The following is a 19,646-nucleotide window of genomic DNA, read 5'->3' as shown; positions in this document are numbered from 1 at the left end:
TCTCGCCCCCATCAGCAAGGGGCAATACGCCTCACGTCTGCCGAACCCCATTTATGAATTATGACAGACATACCCCAGACAGCTTTGTTACACCTCCTTGCCTGCGGCCTACGCTTCATTCCTTGCATCAGTTGACAATGCTGGTTTATATAGCTTGCAGAATCTGTTGAAACATTTCAGACAGCAAATGAAACTGTGCCGTTGAAATTGGCAAGTGAGACAAGTGTGGTCCTGCCTCACTTGGAGGATTTATGTACCAATATACCCCGCGTTACCCAAAGGCATTCGGCCATCCTGCCTGGAAGCTGTATGGCTCTGTAAATGATGCTCTTCAACAAGACTTGTTATGGCGTAAAGTCCAGACAGATCCAGTTTTTGCTTCAAGCTTGGCAATGCTTATTGACCCTTGTGCAAGGCAAGTAGACAAGGACATATTTCTGGCTGATGGAACTGCTGTTTCTTTGCATCCTGAAAGCTGCGGTGCGTATACTACCCGAAGTAATCGTTGTTCAGATTGGCTGTACGGGAACAGCGAAGATAAGAAACTTATTTCAGATGCTGAAAAATATCCAGCATCTGGCGGATTTTACCTTGGGCCGCTTTACCGACAGAAAAAAGGATGGCTCCCCCAAAACGTCTACTCCAACATCCTCCAACATTTGGGGGTGAGCTTTACTCAAGAGGATCGTTATCTGTTTAATCGAAAGGCTTGTCACAACAGCGTGTTGATGACGGACATAGACAAGCAGCATGCGGAACAGACCATCGAAGACTTTCTGATAGATTTTGGATTCAAAACATTTGAAGTGTATTGGTACTCCACAGAGAATGGAAGTACAGCTTTTGGTATTGTGTATTTTTTTAATGAATCAGGAATGGTTGCTAAGCTTCCCATATCTGCCTGGCAGCGTGCTGGTAACTCTACTGGTAATGTTGTTTTTGATCTGCTTTATCCTCCTCATAATTGTCCTTTGTATGACCTACATGAACTGTCACGGTGGCGCGGTAGATCTAAATATGTCCTTATATGTGCAAATGAGTGTACATGCGAGACTATCAAACAGGATCACGCATGGATATCTAAATGTCTACCAATAACGACATACAGTTCGGTTGAAATAAGCGATTGGGCATCCTTGGGTTCATTGATTCCGCTTATTTTTCCAGACAACACGGCTGCCGGATGTTGGCAAGCTTTTGAGGTATTCTTGGCACTGAAAACACGTGGATTGTCTCCATATTTCTTTAAGCGTCAGAAAATAAATAATATTTCTAGTTTAGTTCAAGATATCTCTGCAATAGCCAGGCAGGACGGTGAATGCGATCTTTTTGAATTCGCAAAACATTGCCGCCGTGAATTTGGCGTGGAGCCCCCTCAGGGGATTTTACCCCAAGGGCAGCCTTTGTTGGAGTTGCCAGGTGGGGAAAGCGAGCCAGAGCCACTTCTGGAAGGGTTGCTTTCTTTGGGTGACCAGATGACCATATTTGCGTGGCGTGGCGTAGGGAAAAGTCTGTTTTCGCTTCTATTGGCTCTGTGCTTCGCAAATGGGCATAAGGCGCTTGGCGGGCGAGTGCGCCCCTCGCGCAAGTATCGTGTGCTGCTAATTGACGGGGAAATGTCCTCCCGCAGCCTGCAAATGCGTGCTCGCTCAATCATCAATGCGCTTGGATTGCCGGAGGATGCTGCGAATAAACTCCAGGTCCGCTCATCCGTGGTAGATAAAAAGGATTTGGTGCTGGACACGGAAGAGGGGTGGATAGATTTGTTACCCGATCTTGAGGCTGCTGATATCATCATAGTGGACAGCCTCTTTAAAATTATTCCGTCAGCCATGAGTTCGGATTATACTGCCACAAAGGAATTAAATAATTTTTATAGCTGGTGCAGGCGACATGGTAAAACTGGCATCGTAGTTGATCATCAGGGGAAAAATGGACATGCCGCTTTTGGCTCGATGGGGAAAGACATCGGTGTGGATGCTGTGTTGCAACTGTCTCGACCGAAAAATAAAAATATAATTGAAGCAACAGTAACAAAAAATCGTAATTTTGAATTCAATGATCCGTGTTGGGTCAGATACAGCATCAAAAACGAATCCGGTAGGTTAACCTTCCAGTTCAATGACCAAGCGGCAATATCATCGTCTGCTGCGGCCCTTCCGGCAAGCGAGGACGAAGTTATGGAAAATTCAGATGACAATATGTCCATTCCTAATAAGCCGGATATTAATCAAACCATCATCGACTATATCACTAAGCATCCTGATCAAGCGCAGGGTGAGGTCGTCACGGAATTGATGGAACCGTTACAACTTGGGCGTAGTGCTCTCTCGGTGCGCATAAAGCAGCTGCGTGAGGCAGGTAATCTTAATTTTTGGAAAAAGGCACCTGCCGCCAAGGGCAAGCATGAAGTATCATCCTCAGCTTCGGGTCAACCAGACAAAGGGGAATAATAGCAAGAGCTCTTATCATTTCTGTATCAAACGGAACGGTGAATTAGGCCCAGATGAGTGTTGGAAAAATTTTTCACAGAAAAAGGTCGCCATTTTGAGCGGCCTTTTTTGTGGCGTGTCGTGTGATAGGGTGGCAGCCTCTAGCATTGAGCGCAGGCCATATCCCGTCAATCCCATCCATTCCCACATGGCTTCTTTCCTGTATTCTTTAATATCCTTTCTCTTCTCTCATTGAGTAGGTTGGCAGGCATATTCACTGTCCATCCATCCATACACAGTCCCTCTTAAGAGGGACTGTGTATGGATGGATGGATCAGCGGAATCTGCCAACCTACCTATCAAGGAGGAGAAAGACTATAACATAAAGAAAGAATCCAAAACAAGGCCAAAGCAAAAAATCAAAGTCTGTTGCAGGTTATATCGCCGCACAGATGTCGCTGTGCGGAATTTTGGCAAAAGCCCCGTATTTTTCAGGTGGTTTGGCTTTCGCACAGCACGCACACCCCGCACAGCGCAAAAATACGCATTTCCAAAAAAATTAAAGAATGCATTTCTGCTGGTTAGTATATGTGTAATAGCCCGATGCAGACCATTGTGGCCCTGAACGACTATCACGCGCATACTTATCAGGATTTATTATGGAAAGCTTGAATTGTTCATCTACGACAACAGGACAGAAGGAAAATCGGATAGTCTACGCGGGCCATGCCGACCAGGAGCACGCGGATTTTGCGGAAATGTCTCGCCAATGGCGTGAGTACCCTGCTTCAGAAGAAGGTATCAGAGAAGCCGCGCGTGACGGCTACACAGCTGTTTCCATTTACGAATTCAGCCACCCCGTGGAAAAAGGCAAACCCCAGCCCATGCGCTATGGGGATATGGTGCTGGACTTTGACGCCAAGAAAGAAGGGCTTGATAACAATGGCAATTCTTTGGGCAAGGTGGGTGACATTGGCAAGGCGCTTGAAGCTGTCCGCATTTTCAGCAAGCTGCTTAATAAAAAATACAGCGTAGACCCCAACCATTTGCAGTATTTCGCCAGTGGCGGCAAAGGCTTCCATGTGGTTATCCCGCGTGAGCTTATAGGTTCAGAAGCTGGTGATATTGAGCTTCCGGCCACATACAGGCATATGCTTCAGGCCATGCTGAACATTGGTGCGAATAGAGAGCTTTGGGACGGCATTGTTCTTGATGCTCTCAAGGATAGCCGCAAACTTACCCCTGAAGACCTGTGCATTGATCCAAACGGGTTCAAGGGGGGCAAAGGCCAGCTTATCAGGCTGCCCCATATCCAGCGGGCGGATGGCAATTACAAGGTGCCTGTCACATATGACGAAATCATGCACAATGGCGCTTCTTTTTTTGAAGACGTCGTCAGGTCAGACCGGCATATTGAGGGTGAAGGCATTCGTGAGGGTATCACGTGCGCCCCCCTGCTGGAAGAAGCTTACCTACAAGCTAAAAAGTTTGCTTGCCTTCCCGCAGACAGGCGAAATGCCAGCAGTCAGATTGCAAGCATTGAAACTGAGTGCGAGTTCGTGACTTTCTGTGCCCAGCATGCGAGCGAAGTTACAGAGCCACAGTGGTTTGTTCTCGCCAAAATTATGGCCCACTGTGGGGCATTAGGGCAAAAGCTGTTCCACATGTACAGCCAGCTTGATCCGCACCGCTATAATGAAGAAGAGGCACGGAGAAAGCTGCGCAATGCATACAGCTACCCGCCCGTCACATGCAAGGAAGTCCAAAACGTATTCCCCTGCTCAGGCGGCTGTCGGGTAAAATGCCCTATGGACATTTATCGAAGAAAACTTGCCACTACCATTGAGGAGGGAGCCTTTGCCGTGCTGGATGAGGGGCTTGTGTTTTACCCTGATGTCACTGACAAAACCATCTTTGAGCTAGTCAGCTCCCATGTTGACGTAAAAGCCTCTGCTCGAGACGCTGAAAGCTGCGGATGGTCAAAAATCGTAGAGGTCCGTGACCCAGATGGCGTGTTGCATCAATGCCGAGTCCCTTTCACATCGTTAAACGGTAGCGGCGATGAAGCGCTTGTACTGCTGTCGGAAGCGGGATTGCAACTGGAACCAGGCAGGCAGGCCCGTCAACGGCTTCTTCAGTATCTCAACAAGGTAGAGCCGAAACAGCGGGCATTGATCGTTGAAAAGAATGGCTGGGTTGAAAAAGCCAATAAATTTGTGCCATTCGATTTAGGGGAAATTGATGGTTGTAGCGAATACCTTTGCTCACGCCTGCCAGTTGCGTCCAAGCTGTTTGAACAAAAAGGCACGTTGGAAGAATGGAAAAAGCATGTGGGCGTATATTGCAAGGGCAATCCGCTCCTGCAGTTGGTGACCGTTGCGGCCCTTTCTGGCCCCCTGCTAGCGTTCATGGGGCATTCTGGCTTCGGCATTCACATCTTCGGCAATTCTTCCAGCGGCAAAACCACAAGTCTTCATATAGCGGGTTCCGCAACCGGTGGCGAGCTAAAATCATGGCGAACAACAGATAATGGGCTGGAAGGCATAGCAGAGCAACATAACGACAATTGCCTTTTGCTTGACGAAATCAGTCAGTGCGACCCTGACGTGGTGGCGCAGGTGGCCTATATGCTTGCCAATGGCCAGGGCAAATCACGCTCTTCAAAGACTGGCGTCAGTCGGCGTGTGCCCACATGGAATTTGATCTTTTTGTCATCAGGGGAGGTATCCATATCGGACCGTGCTGACCAGGGGTATAGAAACAAAGCAATGGCCGGACATGAAGTGCGCGTCATCAGCCTTCTTGCAGACGGCGGTTGTAATTGTGGCATATTTTCAACTGTCCCAGAAGGGATGTCGGCTGGTGGGTTGTCCGACATGTTGGTGCAAAACAGCAATCAATATCGTGGTGCCCCCTTGCGAGCTATGATTCAGCACCTCAAAGATGATCGGGATAAAATTTGTGATGAGATATATAGGCATATGGAGCAATTCCTTGATGGTCTTGACCGTACGGCCTTATCTTCCCAGGCGAAGCGTGTGGCCGACCATTTTGCGTTGCTGGCTGGTGTGGGTGAAGTCACTATAGATCTCGGCATACTTCCTTGGTCAACAGGGGAAGCAATGGCAGCAATGAAGAGTTGCTTTGAATGGTGGCGGCGAGACAAAAATGGTGCTGTCGATTTTGAGATTGAAAAAGCGTCTGAAAAGCTTCTGTCTCTAGCTCGCAATGGGTTCTATGGAAAATGTGATGATGACTATCCAATTAAGAAAATCACGTCTGATGGAAAAGATTGTTTCTTTATCCCTCGTTCGTACGCTGTGCGTGAAATCTGCAAGGAGTATCAGTACAAGTCTTTTGTAGCAAATCTGAAGGAAAAGGGGCTGCTGGCACTGACTAAAGACGGTGAAATTCGGGAACAATTCTGGCAGGGCGATAACAGCAACCGGCCTAGAGGTTTCGCCATTATCAGAAAAAACCTATATGACGATCCAGATACAACAGAAGTTCATCAGTCTTTGGGCAAAAAAATTGACTACGCAGATAAAGACATGGACGATAATATTTTCTGAGAACTATTTCAGAAATAGCAAAAATTATCGTGTGCGAGCTGTGCGAGTGTGCGGAAATTCAAATACTGAGGGCAGTAGGAAAATTAAACTCCTACTGCCCTTCTTGATATAGTATGCCCAACACTACACAATTTAACCCGATGAGGTAGCCACATGCGTCCATATCACACTAACATTACCAGTCTCTACGGCACAGATCGTTTTTTCGACGCCCTAGAAAAAGAACTCCCACCAGTGTTCACTCGGGATGTAGCATCAAAGTGTATGGGGGGGCTATTGACTCCTAAAACTATGTCCAACGCAGACGCTTTGGGAACAGGCCCTTCTGTACGAGTTCGGCTTGGAAAAAAAATTGCTTACGAACGCGCAAGTTTTATGCACTGGCTGCGGCAACGACTCAGCGCGTGATCCAGGTCAAGTTCATCAGGATTGACACCTACTATGATTTGAATCAAATTTTACCTACACTCAGTAGCAGTTCGGTTGGCCGAACTGCTACAATAAGCTGTATTCATTGATTATCTGAGGGATTATGTCTGAATCTCAAGATCGTGAATATGAAATCGGAAAAATATACTTAATAGATATAAGCAAATTGATGCCTAACCCTGAGCAGCCCAGGAAATATTTTGACGAAGATGAGATCAAAGCCCTTGCAGCTGACATTGAAGTTAACGGCCTCCTGCAAAACATCACCTTTACCTGCCATGAGGGTAAGCTCATAATCATCTCTGGAGAAAGACGTGTGCGGGCTCACAAGCAGTTGGGGAAGGGAACAATAGAAACCAAGTATGTTAAAGGCGATCTTCTAACACTTGCCCTGATGGAAAACATACTTCGATCTGACCTAACAGCTATTGAGTTTGCTGAGTCTGTAGCTGCATTGCAAAAGCAGAAGAATTGCTCCAATGATGAAATTGCTGAAATGATTGGCAAGAAGAAAAGCACCATAAGCGAAATACTGAAGATTGCATCGCTTCCAGAAGAGATTCGCAATGACGCCAGAACAAAGCCCCTGATGACCCGTGAGCGTCTGTTGAAGGTCGCACGGAGGCGGCGGCACTTCTGGAGAAAGACTTCAAGAAGGCATTGAAAAAAGGATACGGCCCCAGTGAATTGAGCCAAATACTCAAGAACGAAGGCATCATCATTCCCGCGTATCTCATAAAACGATTTTTTGCGGAAAATGGGAATGCCTCTATCCCTCAAAAAAAGGGGGAAACGTCGGCATAAAAAAGCACCCAGAAAAGGCGTTTCTATTATCACTACTTCAACAGAGAAATTAGGATGTCACAGGCACATTTTTATAGAGCAGATTAAGGCATTAGCCCGCATTGCGAGTCCGGCTGACCGGCAAGAACTTCGGCAATGAGTTTTGCCCGACTTTTTACACCGTATTTTGAAAAAATATTGTAGACATGAGTCTTGGTTGTGCTTTCGCTGATGCATAGCGATTCCGCAATTTCCCTATTGGATTTTCCAGAAATGACAAGTTCAAGCACTTCTTTCTCACGAGAGGTCAGGGAATCTGGTATGGGAGGCGCGATCCTGTCTCGTATGTCCATCGGAAGATGTGTCTGCTGGGGCAGATACACATGACTTTTCAATAAAACGGCAAGCTGCCGATTGAGCGGGGGGAGGAGGATAAGCGTAATACAGTTTACTGTCAGTGCGATAACGGCGATCTCCGCCAGAGAAAAGGCGTGTGCCGACAGTCCGAGAACATCACCAAGCAGCACCCCACAGACGTTGGCAGAAAGTCCCATGCCGAACACGCTGACCGGATTTTCGGCATGATCCAGCATGGTCCCGAGAATGCTCCACCAGAACAGATCAAAAATGCCGCAGGCTCCCAGCATCAGTGTATTGATGATCAGGTAGTCGCCGCCGCTTCTTCCCAGCAGCATGAATCCGAGAAAAGCGCCCATGATCATGGCGACGCCGAGAAAAAGAATCGTGGCACGCTGAAAACGCGAGGACAGGTTACGCATGAAGATGAGGGCAACAATGTACGGCACTGCCCAGTACCAACTGACAAGTCCGGACAGGTGCTCGAAGGCGGGTTTGATGACCTGATACATCAGCCCTGAATTGATGGTGATGATGATAACGAACAAAACCAGAAGCGCCAAAGAATGTTTCAGCGCCCCGGACTCATGGCGAATGGACCGCCACGTTCCGCATTCCACAGGCAGCCGCCATGTCAGCAGCATCCCAACACACAGACAGGCGGTGGCAAGCGTCAGTCCCGCAAAAGGGGACAGATATATGGCGACGACATTGATGCCTATCATGAGGATATTGGAACCAATCAGACCGTCGGCACAGCTTTTGATGCGATCTTTTTCCGGCGTGAAGTTCTTGAGAAAAACTCCCCAGCAGGAAACGGCACAGCCCGCGCCGATGGCACCACAGATCGTTCCCGCCAACCACAGGGGAGAGGGGGCGGCATAAAAAGATAAGGAGGAAAGGAAACAGACCAGCAGCCCGCCCAGACTGACATTGCGTGCCGCACGGGGCGAGTGAACGAAAAAGCCGCAGCAAAAAAGACCGAAAAAATGAGCCAGAATGGCGGCAAGAATATACGCATCGGGGCGTGCATGAAAATGCCCCGCCAGCCCGTACAACACCTGCCCTTCAAACAGAAAGGAAAGCAGCCAGGCAAATTCCAAGGAAAATGCCGCAACAGCAAGAGCGCGTGGAGAAGATTTTGACAGCATGGAAGAAAAGGGACTGGGCATTCTTCACACCTCTTGCGGGGAATATCGTGAGTATGGACGCATCGTCTCAGGCAGGAAAGAGAATGGCTATATCTATCGTAAAAACAGACATCTAGCAAGAAAGTATGAGCTGGATTGCTCGTAATTTGGTACTTAAGTTGGATGGCATTTGCGACAGCTACAGGTACATGATCCTCAGAAATGACTCTGATGGAGGTGTGCTATGGCTGTTGCTTCTTTTGTTTCCCCGCGGCAAGTACCGCGTCTGCTGTCTATCGCCTGCGGTCTTTTGTGCGCTGCGCTATTATGCTTACCGTTCGCCGTGCCGAGTCTGGCGGCAGACTCCGGCGGAAAAGACGGTACGCCTGACGACAACGCTGCAAATGCCTATACTGGAACGGATAGCAGCAACAACTATGCCTCATCCAGCGCCAATGTCACTATCGACACAGGAGGAACCGGGAAAGACATCTATGGCGGTTATGCCGCCAGCGGCGATGCCACAGGCAATACCGTCACCATGACAGGGGGCGTGGCAAGGCGTTTGTATGGAGGCTGGGTAGTTACAGAGGGTGGAAAAGCGAGCGGTAATACGATTTCCATCAGTGGTGGCACGATTCAGCAATATGTGATAGGTGGATGGGGCGGTAATGCAACTACCTCGACCTCGGCAACAGGCAATACCATCCGCATCTCCGGCAGCCCTGTCCTTACGAACGCTGTTCTCTATGGCGGCTGGCACTACTCCTCAAGTCCGATTGACGAGATAACCGGCAACACACTGGAAATCCGCTCCGTGGGTCTGAGTGCGAAGAATGTGGCGAACTTTGAGAACTACCACTTCATCCTGCCCGGCACGGTGAAGGCAGGCGACACGGTGCTGACGCTGACGGACCCAAACGGCACGGACATCAGCAACAGCAAGGTGGGCGTGGCTGTGGCAGCCGGAACCAGCCCGCTCCAAAAGGGTGATACCGTCACGCTGCTGAAGAACGAAAACGGTCTGACCACCACCGGGTACACCAAAAAGAGCCTCACAGGCACACAGGGCATATCGCTGGAATATGATTTCACCCTGAACGCCACGTTAACCACTCTGGACGCCACCGTAGACACAACTCCTGATCCGACCCTGTGCGCGTGAACCCGCAGACCAAATCCCTGTCTGAAGGCCAGCTTGCAGGGCTGTCACTGCTCACTATGGGCGGCGATCTGGCAAGCGGTCAGGGTATGGCCAGCCTGTGCACGCTTTCTCCCCTTTCCGGTTGGGCGGCCTTCGGCGCCATGTCTGGCAGTGCCTCGCGCTATAATACCGGCTCACATATAAACGTCAACGGTATAAACGGATTGTTTGGCATTGGTCGGCGCTTCGTCGGCGCACCGGGATTTTTCCAGACCGGTGTCTTTTTTGAAACCGGCTACGGGGACTACTCCACCCACAACAGTTTTGCGAATCGCGCCTCGGTGCGTGGCGATGGCGACAGCCATTACTACGGCGGAGGTCTGCTGGCACGATTCGATCTGACCACCTCCTTCCTGTCTGGTCTGTATACTGAAGGTTCTTTCCGCCTTGGTCACATGGAAAACCAATGGAAGAGCCATGATCTCATGGATGCCGCCGGACGCCGAGCGTCTTATGACACGTCCGCAAGCTACTATGGTGCCCACTTCGGACTGGGCTACATCCTGCCCTTGGGGGAAAGCACTTCTCTTGACCTGTATGGCAAGTATTCTTGGACACGTCAGGACGGCGATACGGCCAGCGTTGTGGGCGATCCCTTTTCCTTTGACGAAATTACTTCACAGCGCCTTCGCCTTGGCGGAAAGGTGAATCACACGTTTTCAGAGCGCGTTGTCTCGTATGTTGGCGCGGCATGGGAACATGAATTCGACGGCAAGGCCCGCGCTACGACATATGGCTATGACGTGCCTGCACCTTCGCTCAAGGGGGATACCGGCATCTTTGAATTGGGCATGAGCTTCAAGCCCGCGGCGGACTCCGGTCTTTCCTTTGACCTTGCTGCACAAGGGTACACCGGCATACGCAGCGGTATCGGTGGCAGTTTGCAGGTGAAGTACACATTCTAACATTCTACCAGAAAAGGAGAAGGCTATGTACAGGACTGTTTTTTTTCTGACATTTTTGACACTTCTGTTGGGGCTGTCACCCTTCCATGCGAAAGCATACGAAAAAAACGCATTGCATACCACCAATGGTAATGCCCAGCATATCCTTCTTGCGTCAACGCAGGATTTCAGTCGAGTGAGCGACCCCAACCAGACGGACAAGAGGGGGCGTCCGATTGTGTTCGACGCAATATACAAAGGGGGCAAATTGCTTCCAGTGGAAGGCTTGCACATATTGCTCAAGGCTGGAGCTGATCCGAACAAGCCCGATACTAAGGGGCAAACACCGCTTCATTTCGCCGCAGAGCATAAAGCTGCCGATGCCATCAAGGCTTTGCTTGCAGCCGGGGCCAAGGTCAACGCACAGAATAAAAATGGCGAAACGCCGCTTTTCTGTGCAGTAGAGGAAGGCGCAGGGCTGGACATCGTTAAGATACTGCTTGCGGCCGGGGCCGACCCCAACATCGCCGCCGCCAAACGCAATAATTCCACACCGCTGATCGAAGCGGTGCGTGAAAATCAGCCGGAGGTGCTTGACGTGCTTCTGTCTGCCGGAGCCAAGGTGAATATGGCCGTGGCCAACGGTCGTACCGCCCTGATCTTTGCCATCCGCGACGAGGCGCTGCCACTCATACGAAAGCTGCTGGCCGCCGGAGCTAATCCCAATCTGGCGGACAAGAGCGGCTCTACGCCGATTATGTATGCCGCCAGCGAAGGTATGGAAATGCTGACCGCGCTCGTTGAAGCCAAAGCCGATGCGCTGACGGTGGACCAAAACGGCACGAACCTGTTCATGGTCTGCTGCTCCCGCGCAAGCTACACTCCCGAACAGTTGAAAACCATACTCGGCTGGGGATTCAACATCAATGCCACTGACAAGAAGGGCCGCACGGCGCTCATGTACGCCGCCAAAGCAAAAAATTCCGCCGCGCTGACTTTTTTGCTTGCGTCTGGGGCCAAGGTCAATGCCAAAGATGAAGAAGGCAATACCGCTCTGCTGCTTTGCGACATGAAAAAAGAAACGGTCAAGCTGCTGCTTGACGCGGGAGCCGATGTCAAGGCTGTAAATATGGACGGGGTGAGCGTCATGCACAATGCTGCCAGCGACACAGACCTTGCCGTGATACGCGCCCTTATCGCCAAGGGAGCGCCTATGAACATCGCGAAGGCCAAGGATGGCTATACGCCTCTGATGTTCGCGGTGCGCATGCGGGGCAAACTGGAACTGATCCGACTTCTGGTTGACAGCGGCGCAGATGTGCGTGCCACAGGTAAAGACGGTGCTACGGTTATGAGCCTGGCTGAAAAATGGGGAGACGCGGATGTCAGGGCCTATCTCAAGGGGAAGTCCGGTTCTTAGAGCATGAAAAATCAGGGCGAATGGCGGCTAAACCCAACCCATCGCCCTGAAACTGAGGAGGCATCACGATGCAAACTATTTCCGCAATGCCGAAACATCCTTATCGCGTCGCCTTGAAAACACTGCTGTTCATCATTGTGGCGTCCGTTATGGCGTCTTTCACGCCTGAATCCGTTTTTGCCGGTACCTATTACGACTTTGAAAACGCAAATACACCGCAAGCGCGTATTGTCAATATTCATGAGGATCGCCTATTGTTGGTGCGCTATCCGTCCACCTATCTGCGTGAACACCTCGCGTCATTTGCAACAGGTTCAGAACCAGACAGGGGAGCTCTGGAGGCGGGCTACGGCTTTATCTCCGAACTAACAAATCATGCTGGAGCGGTACAAACATTCTTCACACTGGCTGACGAAACCTATGGCCGGATTGATCCGAAACTTTACGAGTTAATGATAAAACGGGGCGGTCGCGAGTTCATGCCTAAAGTCTCCGACGCTCTTGGCAACTACTGCAAATGGTTTGGTGTGGCCTCTATGGTTATTGACACCATCAGCATCGGGACGGGCAACAAGGAGTTTACTGAAGCCGCAGTGTACGACTATCTCAAAAACGGTGCTTACAACGTGGTGGGCTTTCTAGGCAAGCAGGCACTACAGCTGGGTTTTGTGGGGGTATACATTTTTGACTATACCCTGAACAAATTCAACACCGCAGCTATGGAAGCCCATAAGGATCAGATTCGTCAAGTTTACCATGCCTATGTTACGGAAAAATTTCCTCGCCAATACTGGATGAAACGCCTGCGTGACGTGCAGGCCAAATGTCTGGCCAACGAAAAAACCGACAAGTTTGGCGTCATTCTGGAAGGCGTTCTGCATGAAGCGGCTCAGGAATTTTGGAGAATGCCTCCTGACGAGCGGGCTTTGACCGCACTGAGATTGGATAAATGGCCCAATGAGGTGGAACAGGCTGACTTGACCGAAGAAATGGTCATCTTTTTGAAAAAACGCCTAGTTCAAATGGGCGTTTTTACCGAACTGCAAAAAGATGTTGCCGCCCATATGCAGAAAGAACTCGTCCGCAATATCCGAAATGTGGCTGCATTATACAATAGTCAGTGCGAACTCATTGTGGGCGAAACACGCCGTTCCGACGGCAAGCCGTATTATTATGCCGGATACAAGGCCGTGCTGGGGCCGGTAAAGGAAAATCCCAAGGATTGGTCCGCCACGCTGAACGCAAAAGGCGCGGCCAGCATCAACTTCACCATGCTTGGACACAGCCAATGCGGCAAGCCACACACCGTGTATCTGTACACTCCGAATGCGGACATCACCAAAGACAAGCCCGTAGCCAGCAAAAGATTTAAGTTGAAAATAGGGCGCAATATTGTCGTATTCAGCCCACCCCTTACAGATTTTTCTGGAAAATATCGTTTAAGTGGTGAGAGCATTGAGTACAACAAGAAGTATGGAGAAGAAACAAGAGAGTCTTTTGTCATGAATGTCACATTCATTCAAAATGGGTCTAATGCGACTTTGGAATACATGGATGATGGCGAAATTGTCCGCCAGCGCGGCTCTTTCAACTCTGAAACAGGCGTTTTCAGTTATGAGGAAAAAGATGGAAATCACAAGTCAGTTTGCCAAATAGCCTTTTCTTTTGATGAAAAAAATGAAGTCATTGTAAAAGGGAGTATTAAAGATATTTACAAAAAAATTACCTCAAATGGAAAGACTATTGGAGAGCAAATGACGGCTCATACGATTGAGCGTATGATTCCAGATTATGTCGATACCACATTCACTGGAAAAAGGACGGCCCTGCTGCAAAAATAGATTTACACTAGGCTTGATTGAAATAGTTTCTAAGTTATATTCAATTATGAATACATAAATACCCATCTTTCTCAAAAAGTAATGGAAAAATAGATTGTTATTAAAAAATATATAAAAGCATACATCAGTGTGCATACAAGCCTCCCCACCCATACAAGGGCTGAGGAGGCTTTTTGTTGTTCGGCTCTTCCGGGTTTTCCGTGGGTAGCTGATCTGCTAATGTCCTTCCCGGAGGGCACCAATGAAGGATACGGACCTATATTTTCGGATTCTGGGGCTGACCGAGCCCTGGTTTGTTGAGGCTGTTGAACTGGACACGGCGGAAGGTCGGGTAGACATCCGCGTGGAGCATGGTCCTGGTGTTCGCTGGTTTTGCCCTACTTGTGGTCGAGAGCTGGCTTGCCGCGACCATGTCGAGCCTCGTGTCTGGCGCCATCTGGACACGTGCCAGTTCAAGACGTTCCTGCATGCTCGGATTCCCCGAGTGGACTGCCCCGAGCATGGCGTCCTTCAGGTCAACGTGCCTTGGGCCGAGTCCAAGGCACGTTTCACCATATTGATGGAGCGATTGATCATCGACGTGCTGACCGAGTGCGCCACCGTAACAGGAGCGCGGCGCATCCTGCGCATCACCTGGGACGAAGCATGGGGTGTCATGGAAAGGGCGGTGTGCCGGGGCCGGGAGCGCAAGCAATCGAATCCCTCGCGGTATCTTGGCGTTGACGAGAAGGCATTCCGCAAGGGGCACGACTATGTGACCGTGGTTTGTGATCTGATCGGCAGCACGGTGGAGTATGTGGCCGACGAGCGTAAGGCCGAAAGCCTTGAGGGGTACTACCTTCAGTTCACCAAGGCGCAGTTGGAGCGGATCAAGGCCGTGGCCATGGACATGTGGGAGCCCTATTTTAAAGCTACGCTCAAACATGTGCCGGACGCGGCGGGGAAAATCGTTCACGATCGGTTCCACGTCATGAAACACGTAGGCGAGGCTGTGGACCGGGTACGCAAGCAAGAGCACCGCGAACTCACAAGTCAGGATGACCATCGACTCAAGGGCACGAAATTCCTCTGGCTATACCGGGAGGAGAATCTGCCGGACAAACACCGGCCAGCCCTGGAGGCCTTGAAGACAGCGAACCTCAAGGTGGCCAAGGCCTGGGCCATGAAGGAAAGCCTGAACGACGTCTGGAAGTACCTGAGCACGGGATGGGCCAGACGTTTTGTGAAGCGATGGCTGGTCTGGGTGAACAGGTCAGATCTTGCCCCAATGCGCAAAGTGGGCGGACTGATTCAGAGACATCTTGAGAACATCCTGACCTTCTGCCGCCACAGGATCACCAACGGCGTGGCCGAGGGCCTCAACAGCAAGATCATGGCCATCAAGAGGAAGGCTTGCGGTTATAGGAACCGGGAGCATTTCAAGACAGCCATCTACTTCTTCTGTGGTGGTCTGGACCTCTACCCGGCCAGTTCCTGACAGGGGCTACCCACGGAAAACCCGGAAGAACCAACGGAAAATTGCGCGACAAGCTGCTGGACGGCGAGCTGTTTATGACGCTACAAGAGGCTGAAATTGTTATTGAGAACTGGCGTAGGCATTACAATCACCGCCGGCCGCATCGTTCCCTGGGAGGCCAACCGCCAGCACCTCTGACGTTTTTTGCCCCTCCCATGGGAGGGGCAATGGGGTCGCTCTCGCCTCCCACTGAGTTGTTGTGTATACGGATGGCAGAAGAAGCGCCGCAAAGCGCTTGCCACTAACTTTTAGCCTGGTACAAAAAACCGGGGCCGGTCAAGATAATGAACAAGCAGCAATTGGCGTCAAAAATTTGGGAATCCGCAAACAAAATGCGTTCCAAGATTGAGGCGAATGAATATAAAGACTATATTCTTGGATTTATCTTCTACAAATATCTTTCTGATACTGAAGTAAAGTACGTCCGCAATGTTCTGAAGGGCACCACTGAAGACATCAAGGCCCTGTCGGAAGAAGACACCGGTATCGTCAAGACCATACAGCAGAACATTGGCTACTTCATCGCCTACGAAAACCTGTTCTCCACCTGGCTTGAAATGGGCAGAGACTTTGACGTGTCCAATGTACGCGACGCGCTCTCTGCTTTCAGCCGCCTCATTAACCCCACGCACAAAAAAGTCTTCCACCGCATTCTTGATACCCTGCAAACCGGGCTTTCCAAGCTTGGCGACAGCTCCGGCACGCAAACAAAGTCCATCAGCAATCTTATCCAGCTGATAGATGTCATCCCCATGGACGGCAGGCAGGACTACGACGTTTTGGGGTTCATTTACGAATACCTCATCAGCATGTTTGCCGCCAATGCCGGTAAAAAGGCGGGCGAGTTCTACACGCCCCACGAGGTTTCGCTGCTCATGTCCGAAATAGTGGCCGACCATTTGAAAGACCGCAACGAAATCAAAATTTACGACCCCACCAGCGGCTCCGGCTCACTGCTGATCAACATCGGCAAATCAGTGGCCAAGCACATCGCCAGCGAAAACAACATCAAATACTACGCCCAAGAGCTGAAAGAAAACACCTACAACCTCACGCGCATGAACCTTGTGATGCGCGGCATTCTGCCAGACAACATCGTCACCAGAAACGGCGATACCCTTGAAGACGACTGGCCGTATTTTGACGACAGCGACCCCGCAGGCTCGTACAATCCGCTGTATGTGGATGCGGTGGTATCCAACCCCCCGTACTCTCAGGCGTGGGACCCCACCCACAAGGATGCGGACGCCCGTTTTGCGGCCTTTGGGCTGGCACCCAAAACCAAGGCCGACTTTGCCTTTCTGCTCCACGACCTGTTTCACCTGAAGCCAGACGGCATAATGACCATCGTGCTGCCGCACGGGGTGCTGTTTCGTGGCGGCGAGGAAGGCACGATCCGCAAAAACCTTATTGAGCAAAACCATATCGACACCATTATCGGCCTGCCCGCCAACATCTTTTTTGGCACAGGCATACCGACAATTATCATGGTGCTGAAAAAAACGCGGGCAAGCACAGACGTGCTTGTTGTTGACGCGTCCAGGGGCTTTGCCAAGGTTGGCAAAAACAACGTGCTGCGCGCCTCAGACATCAAAAAAATTGCCGATACCGTAACCCAGCGCATTACAGTGGACAAATTTTCCCGCGTGGTCAGCCAGCAAGAAATTCGCGACAACGACTACAATCTCAATATCCCCCGCTATGTCGATTCATCAGACCCCGCCGAAACGTGGGATATTTACGCCTCCATGTTCGGCGGCATACCCATGAACGAGATAGCGGCACTGGATGCATACTGGCAGACCTTTGGCGGCCTGAAAGAAACCCTGTTTGCCCACAACGGCACGCCCTACGCAACACTTGCCGCAGAGGACGTGGCGACTGCCATACATGGCAATGCCGCCGTACTCGCCTGGCAGCAAAAATACGCTGCGGCCTTTGCAGACTTTGCCGCGCACCTCAAGGCCGAACTTATCGACAACTGGGCAACGCTCAACATCGGCAAACAGGAATCTGCCATTGCGGATGCAATATTCCAGCGGCTTGAGCAGATCGCCCTTGTGGACAGGTACAGTGCCTACCAGGCCCTTGACGACCAGTGGACAAAAATCGCCGTGGATCTGGAAATTCTGCAAACTGAGGGTTTCGACGCTGCAAAAAAGGTCGATCCCAACATTGTGCTGAAGAAAAAGGACGGCAAGGACACTGAAGTACAGGAAGGCTGGCTTGGGCACGTCATTCCCTTTGAACTGGTGCAGCTTACCTTGCTGCGCACGCAGCACGATGCCCTGAAGCGGAAAGAAGAAGACCTTGCGGAAATTCAGTCCACCTACGACGAGATTCTTGATTCCCTGGCGGAAGAAGACAAGGAAAGCAGCGTGGTCAACGAGGCCAAGGACGCCTTTGTCGTTGCAGAGGTAGGCAAGCAGGTCAAACAGTTGTTTGGCACCCTTGCAAAGGCCAAAACCGCAGTGCTGGCCTATGATGAAGATTCGCTGGAGCGCAAGCTCGTGCAGGTTCAAGAACTGGTAGACAAGGAAAAAAGCCTGAAAAAACAGATCAAGGCCGACGCGGACGCACTGCACCTTGCCACCAAGACCATGATTGAAGGCATGACGGACGCACAGGTTGCAGCCCTGCTGGAAGCCAAGTGGATTCAGCCGCTGATTGCCGCGCTGCACAGCATACCGGGCAGCATTATCGCCGACCTTGTTTCCCAGGTGCGGGCATTGGCAGAAAAATACGCCACCACCTATGCGGAACTGGCCGGACAGATTGCGGAAACTAAATCATCGCTCGCCAGCCTGATCGACGAACTGACAGGCAACGACTACGACATGAAGGGGCTTGCCGAATTTAAAGCCCTGCTGAAGGGTGAAGGATATGAGTAGCCCCGCCATCCGTTTCGCCGGATTTACTGATGATTGGGAAGAGCGGAAAATTCAAGATTTAGCAGATCGACATGATAATCTGCGAATCCCAATAACAGCGTCCAATCGTGTATCTGGCAATACGCCGTATTACGGTGCAAACGGGATTCAGGATTATGTTGAAGGCTTCACTCACGACGGTGAATTTATACTGGTTGCCGAAGACGGCGCGAACGATTTACAGGATTACCCCGTTAACTACGTTAATTTTAAAGTCTGGGTCAATAATCACGCCCACGTGTTGCAAGCAAAACAATTCCAAGCAGACAATAAATTCCTGATGAATGCGCTCAAGCATACCGATATTGAGCCATACTTAGTTGGTGGTGGGCGAGCAAAATTGAATGCTGGCACGATGATGGAAATCAGCTTCCCCATCCCAACAGTTGCTGAACAATCTCGAATTGGGAAATTTTTCTTTGCTCTTGACGATCGCATTACCCTCCATCAACGTGCGCATGACAAGACGGTTAACATCAAGAAAGCCCTGCTTGAAAAGATGTTTCCGAAAGCTGGCGAGGACAAGCCCGAAATCCGCTTCGCTGGCTTTTCAGACGATTGGGAGCGGCGGAGAGTTGGCGAGTTCTATTTTTTCAAGAATGGGTTGAACAAAAGTAAGGAGTATTTTGGCAAGGGAACACCTATCATAAACTTTACTGATGTCTTCCATAATCGCGGTTTGAAAGCAAAACAGTTGCAGGGAAAAGTTTTGCTGGACGACAACGAAATCAAGAATTTTGAGGTTCGACAGGGAGACATATTCTTCACTCGTACTTCGGAGACGATTGATGAAATCGGCTATCCATCAGTTATGCTTGATACGCCAGAATCAACAGTTTTTAGCGGCTTTGTACTGCGCGGTAGAGCTATTGAAGATGACCCGATGACGAACATTTTCAAGCGATATGTATTTTTCACTCAGACATTTCGAAGCGAGATGATAAAGAAAAGTTCTATGACAACCAGAGCTTTGACATCTGGCACGGCAATTAAGGAAATGTGTTTCAACTTCCCGGTATCAAAGAAAGAACAAGAACAAATAGGTTTGTTCTTCGCCAACTTCGACCGCCTTATCGCCCTCCATCAGCGCGAATTGACCAAGCTCCAAAACATCAAAAAAGCCCTGCTTGAAAAAATGTTCGCATAGG

General features: G+C 50.2%; 11 protein-coding genes and 1 pseudogene. 11 read left to right on the top strand and 1 reads right to left on the bottom strand.

Features of this window, described 5'->3' with window-relative positions:
* Window positions 1–251 precede the first annotated feature (251 nt).
* The 3 genes from ACZ5DH_RS05780 to ACZ5DH_RS05770 all read left to right on the top strand — a co-directional run bounded on the left by ACZ5DH_RS05780 (window position 252) and on the right by ACZ5DH_RS05770 (window position 7,097).
* A complete protein-coding gene (locus tag ACZ5DH_RS05780; protein WP_464256137.1) occupies window positions 252–2,453 on the top strand; it encodes an AAA family ATPase in 2,202 nt (733 codons plus the stop codon).
* 638 nt (window positions 2,454–3,091) lie between these two features.
* Window positions 3,092–6,004: a DUF927 domain-containing protein gene (locus ACZ5DH_RS05775; protein ID WP_464256136.1), complete on the top strand. Its 2,913-nt coding sequence runs from the start codon at window positions 3,092–3,094 to the stop codon at window positions 6,002–6,004.
* 532 nt (window positions 6,005–6,536) lie between these two features.
* Window positions 6,537–7,097 carry a ParB/RepB/Spo0J family partition protein gene (locus ACZ5DH_RS05770; protein WP_464256135.1) on the top strand — a complete coding sequence of 187 codons (561 nt, stop codon included), beginning with the start codon at window positions 6,537–6,539 and terminating at the stop codon, window positions 7,095–7,097.
* A 223-nt stretch (window positions 7,098–7,320) separates the two neighbouring features.
* On the opposite strand, the gene ACZ5DH_RS05765 is transcribed toward ACZ5DH_RS05770, so the two are convergent.
* Window positions 7,321–8,745, bottom strand: a complete 1,425-nt coding sequence (locus ACZ5DH_RS05765) for a helix-turn-helix transcriptional regulator (RefSeq protein WP_464256134.1) — start codon at window positions 8,743–8,745, stop codon at window positions 7,321–7,323.
* Window positions 8,746–9,046: 301 nt separating this feature from the next.
* Here ACZ5DH_RS05765 and ACZ5DH_RS05760 point away from each other — a divergent pair, with 301 nt between their 5' ends.
* The 8 genes and pseudogenes from ACZ5DH_RS05760 (at window position 9,047) to ACZ5DH_RS05725 (ending at window position 19,645) form a co-directional block, all read left to right on the top strand.
* The gene (locus tag ACZ5DH_RS05760; protein WP_464256133.1) at window positions 9,047–9,868 is read left to right on the top strand and encodes a hypothetical protein; all 822 of its coding nucleotides are present in this window, start codon (window positions 9,047–9,049) and stop codon (window positions 9,866–9,868) included.
* Window positions 9,865–10,812 (top strand): autotransporter outer membrane beta-barrel domain-containing protein, encoded by a 948-nt coding sequence (locus ACZ5DH_RS05755; RefSeq protein ID WP_464256132.1) that lies wholly within the window; start codon window positions 9,865–9,867, stop codon window positions 10,810–10,812. The genes ACZ5DH_RS05760 and ACZ5DH_RS05755 overlap by 4 nt, the downstream gene beginning before the upstream one ends.
* 25 nt (window positions 10,813–10,837) lie before the next feature.
* A complete protein-coding gene (locus tag ACZ5DH_RS05750; protein ID WP_464256131.1) occupies window positions 10,838–12,211 on the top strand; it encodes an ankyrin repeat domain-containing protein in 1,374 nt (457 codons plus the stop codon).
* 68 nt (window positions 12,212–12,279) lie between these two features.
* Window positions 12,280–14,052, top strand: coding sequence for a hypothetical protein (locus ACZ5DH_RS05745; RefSeq protein WP_464256130.1), 1,773 nt, complete (start codon window positions 12,280–12,282; stop codon window positions 14,050–14,052).
* Window positions 14,053–14,293: 241 nt separating this feature from the next.
* Complete coding sequence (locus tag ACZ5DH_RS05740) at window positions 14,294–15,529, top strand: ISL3 family transposase (RefSeq protein WP_464256129.1); 1,236 nt, start codon at window positions 14,294–14,296, stop codon at window positions 15,527–15,529.
* Between the two features lie 32 nt (window positions 15,530–15,561).
* Window positions 15,562–15,706 (top strand): annotated as a pseudogene (locus tag ACZ5DH_RS05735) (integrase core domain-containing protein); the annotation flags it as partial.
* A gap of 146 nt (window positions 15,707–15,852) precedes the next feature.
* On the top strand, window positions 15,853–18,459 hold the full coding sequence (locus tag ACZ5DH_RS05730; protein ID WP_464256128.1) for a type I restriction-modification system subunit M: 2,607 nt from the start codon (window positions 15,853–15,855) through the stop codon (window positions 18,457–18,459).
* On the top strand, window positions 18,452–19,645 hold the full coding sequence (locus tag ACZ5DH_RS05725; RefSeq protein WP_464256127.1) for a restriction endonuclease subunit S: 1,194 nt from the start codon (window positions 18,452–18,454) through the stop codon (window positions 19,643–19,645). Before ACZ5DH_RS05730 ends, ACZ5DH_RS05725 begins: the two co-directional genes overlap by 8 nt.
* The last annotated feature ends 1 nt before the right edge of the window (window position 19,646 follow it).

Source organism: Desulfovibrio simplex (assembly GCF_055387835.1).
This window is presented reverse-complemented; position numbering and strand designations above follow the sequence as displayed.

Coding starts and splice junctions, on each gene's coding strand:
- ACZ5DH_RS05770 (WP_464256135.1), top strand. CDS start 6,537: ATGTCTGAATCTCAAGATCGTGAATATGAAATCGGAAAAATATACTTA.
- ACZ5DH_RS05775 (WP_464256136.1), top strand. CDS start 3,092: ATGGAAAGCTTGAATTGTTCATCTACGACAACAGGACAGAAGGAAAAT.
- ACZ5DH_RS05765 (WP_464256134.1), bottom strand. CDS start 8,745: ATGCCCAGTCCCTTTTCTTCCATGCTGTCAAAATCTTCTCCACGCGCT.
- ACZ5DH_RS05730 (WP_464256128.1), top strand. CDS start 15,853: ATGAACAAGCAGCAATTGGCGTCAAAAATTTGGGAATCCGCAAACAAA.
- ACZ5DH_RS05750 (WP_464256131.1), top strand. CDS start 10,838: ATGTACAGGACTGTTTTTTTTCTGACATTTTTGACACTTCTGTTGGGG.
- ACZ5DH_RS05725 (WP_464256127.1), top strand. CDS start 18,452: ATGAGTAGCCCCGCCATCCGTTTCGCCGGATTTACTGATGATTGGGAA.
- ACZ5DH_RS05745 (WP_464256130.1), top strand. CDS start 12,280: ATGCAAACTATTTCCGCAATGCCGAAACATCCTTATCGCGTCGCCTTG.
- ACZ5DH_RS05740 (WP_464256129.1), top strand. CDS start 14,294: ATGAAGGATACGGACCTATATTTTCGGATTCTGGGGCTGACCGAGCCC.
- ACZ5DH_RS05780 (WP_464256137.1), top strand. CDS start 252: ATGTACCAATATACCCCGCGTTACCCAAAGGCATTCGGCCATCCTGCC.